6 protein-coding genes are annotated in these 8,206 nt (G+C 63.4%); 2 read left to right on the forward strand and 4 right to left on the reverse strand.

Going from position 1 to position 8,206, the window contains the following annotated elements; genetic code table 11:
• The 4 genes from JQK15_RS26075 to JQK15_RS26090 all read right to left on the reverse strand — a co-directional run.
• Positions 1 to 1,394, reverse strand: a 1,394-nt coding sequence (locus tag JQK15_RS26075) for a CRTAC1 family protein (protein WP_214869500.1), incomplete at its 3' end; no start/stop codon positions are given.
• Between the two features lie 19 nt (positions 1,395 to 1,413).
• A complete protein-coding gene (locus JQK15_RS26080; RefSeq protein WP_214869502.1) occupies positions 1,414 to 2,715 on the reverse strand; it encodes an MFS transporter in 1,302 nt (433 codons plus the stop codon).
• Positions 2,716 to 2,747: 32 nt separating this feature from the next.
• Positions 2,748 to 3,749: a FecR family protein gene (locus tag JQK15_RS26085; protein WP_072895656.1), complete on the reverse strand. Its 1,002-nt coding sequence runs from the start codon at positions 3,747 to 3,749 to the stop codon at positions 2,748 to 2,750.
• On the reverse strand, positions 3,709 to 4,302 hold the full coding sequence (locus JQK15_RS26090; RefSeq protein ID WP_353047276.1) for an RNA polymerase sigma factor: 594 nt from the start codon (positions 4,300 to 4,302) through the stop codon (positions 3,709 to 3,711). Before JQK15_RS26090 ends, JQK15_RS26085 begins: the two co-directional genes overlap by 41 nt.
• Before the next feature lie 323 nt (positions 4,303 to 4,625).
• Here JQK15_RS26090 and JQK15_RS26095 point away from each other — a divergent pair, with 323 nt between their 5' ends.
• Together JQK15_RS26095 and JQK15_RS26100 are read left to right on the forward strand one after the other, a co-directional pair.
• The gene (locus JQK15_RS26095; protein ID WP_251008070.1) at positions 4,626 to 7,343 is read left to right on the forward strand and encodes a TonB-dependent receptor; all 2,718 of its coding nucleotides are present in this window, start codon (positions 4,626 to 4,628) and stop codon (positions 7,341 to 7,343) included.
• A 79-nt stretch (positions 7,344 to 7,422) separates the two neighbouring features.
• Positions 7,423 to 8,206: penicillin acylase family protein (locus JQK15_RS26100; protein ID WP_251008071.1), on the forward strand; the 784-nt coding region annotated here is incomplete at its 3' end.

Here is an 8,206-nt window from a genome sequence, read left to right on the forward strand (position 1 = left end):
TCCATGGTTTTCAGGCCGAAATGCAGAGGCGCCGCATTTTCCGAATTATAGCCGTCGCCCGTCGACAGCTGTCGCGTGGCCAATATCTTGCCGGCCTTGTCATAGAGGCGCACTTCCGCCCCCATGCGGGTGAAACGCCCCTTCGCGTCGAGCAACGTAACCGACAGGCTGCGCCTGGCCGCTGCCCGGTCCAGATCATTGTGGAACAGGAAATGGCCGCCCTGGCTGGTATAGCCACGCATCACCGACAGATCGAGCGCACCGTCCCGGTCATAATCGACCCATTGCACGCCATGGTCGCCGACATTGAGCTGCGACGTTTCGGCCAGAACCTGGCGGAAGCCCTTGCCCGCTTCATTATGGAAGAGACTGTCCCTGGGCTGCTGCTGGTCGCGCGGGCCATGATAGGAGGTGACATAGAGGTCGAGATAGCCGTCATTGTCATAATCACCCCACACCGCGCCGACGGCATGATTGTCGATGCCGACCCCCATCTCCTTGGCGACGTTGGTGAAGGTGCCGTCGCCATTATTATGGTAGAGCGCATTCACGCCATAATTGGGCACGAACAGATCAAGATAGCCGTCATTGTCATAGTCGCCAACGGCGCAGCCGACACCGCCTTCCTCCTTGGAACGGCCCGGATTATCCAGGCCCAGTTCGGGCGCGACATCGGTGAAGCTGCCGTCGCTATTGTTGCGCCACAGCGCATCGGCCGCGCCTGACTGATTGGCCAAGAAGACGTCCAGAAAGCCGTCGCGATTATAGTCGAACCAGCAGGCGCCCACGGTCGGCCGGCTATCCGACACGCCGGTGCCGGCCAAGACCTGCACGAACTTGCCCTTGTCGTTGCGATAGAGGCTGTTGGGGCCGATGCGATTGGCAGCATAGACGTCGAGGTCGCCGTCATTGTCATAGTCGACCCAACTGGTCTGGCGCGCGGAACGGTTGGGGATGGTCAGCCCCAGTTCGGGCGCGACATTGGTGAACTTCCTGCCGCCTTCGTTGCGGAACACAAGGCTCTGTTCGCCCGGCATGGTCGCCCCGCCCAGCAGGTCGATCCAGCCGTCGCCGTCATAATCGCCCCAGGCGACGCCGCGCATTTCCGGGCCGGATGTGGGAAGTCCCAGTTCCGGCCCGACGTTCACGAACGTGCCATTGTCATTGCGATAGAGGCGGATATCGCCCCCCTTGAGCGAGACAACGAGATCGAGGTCGCCATCATTGTCGAAGTCGGCCCAACTGTTGGACAGGGATCCGGCGATGGCGAAATCGCCCGGCTGTATGGAGGTGAAGGGTGGCTCGGCAGGCGGTGCCGCATCCTGCGCCGTTGCCGGCTGGCACAGCAGCATCAGCGGCAGGATATGGCAAAGCGTCCGGTTCAGCGATGGCATGGATATTCCCCTCTTTCTGTCAGATTTGGCTGGTTTTGCGCGTGTCGGGCATGCGCAGATAGACGATCAGCGACACCGCGATCATGGCGGTGACGTACCAGTAGAAGCCGTCTTCCATCCCGGCATGCTTCATCCAGAGCGCGGCATATTCGGCGGTGCCACCGAACAGGGTGTTGGCCAGTGCATAGGGAAGGGCGACGCCCAGCGCTCGGATATTGGCCGGGAACAGCTCTGCCTTCACGATCGCGTTGATCGAGGTGTAGCCGGTGACGATCACCAGGCCGCCCAGCACCAGCAGGAAGGCACCGAAGGAGGAGGTGACGCGTTCCAGCGCCGTGAAGATCGCAGTGGTGAACAGGACGCCGCTGATGCCGAAGCCGATCAGCAGCGGTTTGCGGCCGATGCGATCGGACAGCCAGCCGGCCATGGGCTGCAACAGCATGTAGATGAACAGCGCCGACGCCATGATCGCGGTCGCGGTCTGGCGGCCGAAGCCGGCGCTGTTGACCAGGAATTTCTGCATATAGGTGCTGTAGGCATAGAAGGCGAGCGTGCCGCCGGCGGTGAGCGCCATGACCAGCAGCACTTCGCGCGGATGGCGGCGGATGAGGTTGAGGCCGCTGGAGCGGGGCTGTTCGCTGACCGCCGCGCTTTCCTCGAAGGCTTCGGTTTCCTTTAGGCCCCGGCGCAGGCGATAGACGCCGACCGCCATCACCCCGCCGATCACGAACGGCACGCGCCAGCCCCAGCTTTCGAGTTGATGTTCGGTGAGGAAAAGCTGGAGCAGCAGCAGGACGCAGAGCGCCAGCAACTGGCCGGCGATCAGCGTCACATATTGGAAGCTGGAGAAGAAACCGCGCTGGTCGCTCTGCGCCATTTCCGACAGATAGGTGGCGCTGGCGCCATATTCGCCGCCGATCGACAGGCCCTGCATCAGGCGCGCGAGCAGCAGCAGGGCCGGCGCGGCGACGCCGATGCTGGCATAGCCGGGGATGGCGGCGATCATCAGCGATCCGCCGGCCATCATCATGACGGACAGGGTGAGACCCGCCTTGCGCCCCCTGCGGTCGGCATAGATGCCCATCGCCCAGGCGCCGATCGGCCGCATCAGGAAGCCGACGGCAAAGATCGCCGCCGCATTCAGCAGCTGGGCGGTGCTGTCGTCCGAGGGGAAGAAGACCGGCGCGAAATAGAGGGTGAAGGCGGAATAGACATACCAGTCATACCATTCGATCAGATTGCCGATCGATCCGCCAAGGATGGATTTCAGGCGATCCTGGCGGGAAAGACTGGCTGGGGAGAGAGAGGCAACATGTTCCATCCCCGTTGATACGGACGGCCCGGTGCGTTCTGCTAACTGCCTTCGGCAGACACCAAAATTATCGAATTGTCGCTGCCCGGAACGGCGCGGATGCCGAAGCCGCTTTCGAGCGCGTCGACGAAATCCTGCGACCGGTCGAGGCGGAAGGCACCGCCGACCCGCAGGCTGGCGATCGCCGGATCGCCGATCACCAGCGGGGTGGGGCGATAGCGGTTGAACTCCTCGACCGCCTGGGCGAGCGTGTCGCCTTCGAACTCGACCATGCCGGCCTGCCAGGCGGTGCGCTGCCGGATCTTGGCCGGTTCCAGATGGGTGACGGCGATGCTGCCGCTGCGCACGGCGGCGCTGCGCCCGCTTTCGATCCGACGGACGGCGGAGTCGCCGTTGCGGACCGCCACAATCCCCTCGATCACGGTCAGTTCGGTGACATCGGCGCGCAGGCGGACGTTGAACATCGTGCCCACGGCACGCACCAGCGTCCCGTCGGCATTGACGATGAAGGGCCGTTTCTTGTCATGCGCGACATCGAACTGCGCCTCGCCCTTCAGCAGGGTGATCTGCCTGATGTCGTCGCGCAGGGCGACCTCGACCGAGCTGTTGGTGTTGAGATGGATGCGGGAGCCGTCGGCAAGCTGCACCGTGCGGGTCTCGCCCAGGGCCGTGCGATAATGATCGACCGTGCCGAGCAGGCGCAGCGCGACGGTGGAGGCGACGCCGATCGCGGCGGCGGCGGTCGCCAGGCCGATGAGCAGGCCACGCCGGCCGACCAGTCGCGGCCGGATTTCGGCAACGGGTTCTTCCGGGGCGGGATCGTCGGGCAGCGCGATTGCGGGCGCTGCAGGTTCGTCCTGCTGGCTGGCGGGCAGCTCATTGAGCCGCTCGGTCAGTTCCCAGCCGGCCTCGGCCTTGGCAAAGGCGAAACCATGGGCAGGGTCCAGCGCCACCCAGGCATAGGCGTCATTCCAGTCTTCCGGGGCGTCGCTCGCCCGCGCCTTAAGATACAGACGAGCCGCTTCGGCCTCGATCGCCTGCATGTCCTCCGCGCTTCTGTAGCGACCAACCAAATCCAGAACCCTCAAACTGTCCGATGGCTTGCATTATCTTCACAGCCGCGCGCGTCAAATGCTTGTCCACTGTAAAGACGGATAGCTGCATCTCCTCTGCTATCTCCTTGACCGATTTCTCATGGACCCGGCGCAGGATGAAGGCCCGCCGGCATTGCGCCGGCAGCGTGTCGAGAATGGCCTGGAGATGGCGCAGCTCGTCGCGCGCGTGCAGCGCTTCCTCGGTCGAATTGTCGGTCTGGAGCACGTCGAGTTCGGCGACCAGTTCGAGCGACACGATCTTCTCGCGCCGGGCCTCGTCGATCAGCAGGTTGCGCGCGATCTGGAACAGGAAGGCCTTGCCGCTCTGTGCGCGGTGAATGTCGCCATTCGCATAGGCGCGGGTCATGCATTCGGCGACGATGTCATCCACATCCTGGCGGTGGGACACCACCCGGCGCAGGCGGGAGCGCAAGGCGCCCTCATGGGGCAGGATGGCCTGCTTGAACCAGTCCAGCCTTGCCCTGATCGAGTCCACGTCCACAGCCACGCTTGTCCCCCTGTGCTTATCATTCTCCCCTCCGGCGCGCCCGATCCGGTGCTGCGTCGAGGCAGTGCCAGACCGATAGCGAAGGCCCCCTCGTCACAAAAATGAGATATTTTTAAGCGTCGTTAGCAGAAACGCGATCGGCCTCCGTATCCACCACCGAAGGGCAAATAATTTCGCAGCCCAATCATTTCACGGGGGATATGATGTCGCGTAATTTTCGGAACGTTTCTCTGTGCGCGGTCGCAACAGTTGTTGCCCTCAGCACCCAGTCGGCGGCAGCCGCGGAGCCGGCGAAATTCAAGATTCCGGCCCAGTCAATGCAGACGGCGCTGACGCTCTTCGCCAAGCAGTCTGGCATCCAGCTTCTCTTTCCCTATGACCAGGTCGCCGGCCTGCATGCCCAGTCGGTCAACGGCAAGATGGCGCCCGATGTCGCGTTGCAGCGGCTGATCGCCGGATCGGGGCTGAAGATCACGCTGTCGAACAACAATGTCATTGCCTTGTCGCTGAGCGCCCAGGCCCACAAGAGCCGCGCCGTCGAAGTCGCGAGCCTGGGCGTCACCGCCCTTCCCTTCGCGATGCAGGCCAGCACCGTACCGCAGGCCAGCACCGCCGCGGCCGAGGAAGCCCCCGGCCCGGCAATCGTCGTGACCGGGTCGCGCGGCCAGGCCCGCACCGTCACCGACAGCCCGACGCCGATCGACGTTATTTCCGGCGCGGATCTGACCCGCACCGGCAAGGCGGGCGTGTTCCAGGCGCTCAACACGCTGGTGCCATCCTTCAACCTGCCGGTGCGAGCGGGCGGCGCCACCTCCACAGTCATCGCGACCGGCGGCCTGCGCGGTCTCAATCCCGACCAGGCACTGATCCTGGTCAACGGCAAGCGTCGCCACAAGACCTCGCTCATCAACGCGGTGTCGACGCTCTACAACGGCTCGGTCCCGGCCGATCTGGACATGATCCCGACCGCCGCGGTCGATCATATCGAAGTGCTGCGTGACGGTGCCGCCGCCCAATATGGGTCGGACGCCATCGCCGGCGTCATCAACATCATCCTGAAGGATGACAGCAGCGGCGGCTCCGCCAATTTCACCGCCGGCCAGAATTTCGACCGGTCCGATGGCGAACTCTATCAGGCCGACCTCAATTTCGGGATGAAGCTGGGCGAGAACGGTTTCGCCAACCTCTCACTCAACCTCAAGAAGCAGGAAATGTCGAACCGGGCGCAGCCACTCGCCGACTGTTCGGTTACGGCCACCACCACCTGCCTCTATCCGCTGGTGAACGGGCAACTCGATCCGCGCGACGCAGCCGCAGTCGGCACCGAACGCATCGTCACCACCAGCTATGGCGTCATGCCCTCCCGCAGCATCAATACTGCGCTCAATGCCGGATATGATCTGGGCGGCGTCGAACTCTACGCCTTCGGCACCTACAGCCAGCGGCGGTCGGACCTGTGGTACAGCTATCGCTACCCCAAGGACATCAACAATGTCATGGGCATCTACCCCAACGGCTATCGCCCCCATATCATGATCGACGAGGAGGATTTCGAACTCACCGTCGGCGCAAAGGGCGAAGTCGCGGGCTGGGACTGGGACTTTTCCACCGGCTATGGCCGCAATCGCGCCCGCCAGTCGTCGGAAGGCACGCTCAACCCCTCGCTGGGCACGCTCAGCCCCACCGAATTCTATATCGGCACGCTCAAATCATCGGAGTTCGTCACCTCGCTCGACGTGACCCGCGGCTATGATGTGGGTGGCGGCAACCTGCAGGTGTCGGCAGGCGCGCAGCAGCGCCATGAACGCTACCAGACCTTCGCCGGGGATGAGGCCAGCTATGCCGTAGGCCCGGCGATCGTGTCGGGCATGACGCCGGGCGCGCAAAGCTCGGCCGGCTTCCAGCCGGGCGACGCGGCCTATATGTCCCGCGACAATGTTTCGCTGTATGCCGACGTGGCGTGGGATCCCAACAAGGACATCACGATCGGCGCCGCCGCACGCTTCGAACATTATGACGATGGCAGCGGCAACACGCTGATCTGGAAGGTCAATGGGCGCTATGCCGCGACCGACTGGATCGCCTTCCGCGCGGCCGCCAATACCGGCTTCCGGGCGCCCGCCGTCGCCCAGCAAATCTATACCCAGACCACCAACCAGTTCCGCACCGTCAACGGTGTTCCCAACCAGTTGCTGCAGATCAAGACGCTGGCCGTCGACGATCCGGCCGCGATCGCGCTGGGCGCCAAACCGCTCCAGCCCGAAACATCGTTCAACATCTCCGCTGGCGTGGTGCTGACCCCGCTGCCCAATTTCAACCTGACGATCGACGCCTATCAGATCGACGTGGATGACCGCATCACCATCACCAGCACACTGACCGGCACGGCAATCTCCAACATCCTGATCGCCAGCGGCGTACCCGAAGCGGAGGCGCGAACGCTGACAGCGCAATATTATACCAACGCGATCGATACCCGCACCCGCGGCATCGACGTCGTCGCATCCTACAAGCATGGCCTGTTCGACACGGTGAACATGCAGTGGAATCTGGGCTTCAACTACAACAAGACCAAGATCACCCACATCATCGACAATCCGCCCGAACTGGCCGCGCTGGGCAGCGACTATGTCCTGTTCGATCGCGCGCGTCGCAGCAACATGACCAACAATCTGCCGCGCACCAAGCTGTCGATCAGCAACCTCGCCACCATGGGCGACTTCACCCTGTCGTCGCGCCTGACGCGCTTCGGCGGATTCAAATCCTATCAGAACGGCGTCACCAGCAATGGCGTCACCACCTATCCGAATGATCGCAGCTATGGTGCCAAGTGGATCACCGACCTGGAGGCCAGCTGGCAGGTCACGCCACTGGTCAACATCGCGATCGGCGCAAACAATATCTTCAACGTCTATCCCGACAAGAACCGGGCCAGCGACGTCAGCGCCACGCTGGGCCAGGGGCTCTATGCCGGCACCTCGCCGATCGGGTTCACCGGCGGCTTCTATTATGGCCGCGTCGGCCTGAGCTTCTGATCCATCACCGACCAAGGCGCCGCTCCGCACGGGGCGGCGCATTTTCTGCACTGACGGGAGAATGATGGCGATGCGCCATATGACGATCTGGCTGGCGGCCCTGGCTGCTTCCTCCGCGATGACCGCCTCGGTAGCGGCCCCCTCCACCCGTTGGGGCGGCGGCGAAATATTATGGGACAGTTTCGGCGTGCCCCATATCTACGCAAAGACCGAGGAAGGCGGCTTCTACGGCTTTGGCTATGCCCAGGCCCAGAGCCACGGCAACCTGCTGTTGCGCATGTATGGCGAAAGCCGCGCTCGCGCTGCCGAATATTGGGGGGAGAAATATGAGAGCCAGGACAAATGGCTGGTCGCCAATGACGTGCCGGCCCGCTCCGCCCAGTGGTTCAGACAGCAGACGCCGCAAATGCAGAAGAATCTCGAAGCCTTTGCAGCCGGGGTGAATGCCTATGCCGCCGCCCATCCCGACAGAATCGCGCCGGAAGTGAAGGTCGTGCTACCGCTCCGGGGCGTCGACATCATCGCCCATGCCCAGCGGCTGATGAATTTCGGCTATATCGCATCCGACCGGAAGGTGCTGACCGATCCGTCGATCAACGAGGCCGGCGGGTCGAACGCCTGGGCGGTCGCGCCTTCGCGCTCGGCCAGCGGCAAGGCAATGCTGCTCGCCAACCCGCATCTGCCCTGGGCGCCGAGCCAGCTTACTTATTATGAGGCACAGATCACCGCGCCGGGCCTGGCCATCTACGGCGCGACGCAGGTCGGCCTGCCGGTGCTGCGCTTCGGCTTCAACAATGATCTGGGTTTCACCAACACCGTCAATACGATGCAGGGCTTCACCAGCTACAAGCTGGTGCTGGAAG

This window comes from Sphingobium sp. BHU LFT2, assembly GCF_018604485.1.
Classification (GTDB): domain Bacteria; phylum Pseudomonadota; class Alphaproteobacteria; order Sphingomonadales; family Sphingomonadaceae; genus Sphingobium; species Sphingobium yanoikuyae_A.